The organism is Streptomyces pseudogriseolus (genome assembly GCA_002154585.1).
Classification (GTDB): Bacteria; Actinomycetota; Actinomycetes; order Streptomycetales; family Streptomycetaceae; genus Streptomyces; species Streptomyces pseudogriseolus.
The window spans coordinates 192-521 of sequence record MUNG01000496.1 but is presented as its reverse complement, the minus strand read 5'-3'; the positions used below and the strand labels follow the sequence as shown (position 1 = coordinate 521).

The following is a 330-nucleotide window of genomic DNA, read 5'->3' as shown; positions in this document are numbered from 1 at the left end:
GACGGCCCGTCCTGGAGTTCGACCTGCGGATGGGCCTTCAGGTTGAAGTACCAGACCGGGTGCTTGGGCGCGCCGCCCAGCGAGGCGACCACCGCGTAGCGGCCCTCGTGCTCCACCCGCATCACCGGGGTCTTGCGCAGCTTGCCGCTCTTCGCGCCGCGGCTGGTGAGCAGGACGACCGGCTTGCCCTGGAGCGTCGTCCCCTTCGTGCCGCCGGACCGCTCGATCAGGTCCACCTGTTCCCGCACCCAGGCCGTCGGGCTGGGCTCGTACTCGCCTTCGAGAGGCATGGCATCCTTCCCATCGTTCTCGCGTCGTACGGCCGGGTCG

At 70.3% G+C, this 330-nt stretch carries 1 protein-coding gene; it reads right to left on the bottom strand.

The genetic code is table 11. The features are described 5' to 3' along the window. A partial coding sequence (locus CCN29_RS31755; protein WP_086685993.1) for a nitroreductase family deazaflavin-dependent oxidoreductase occupies positions 1-290 on the bottom strand: 290 nt, incomplete at its 3' end. Between the last annotated feature and the right edge of the window lie 40 nt (positions 291-330).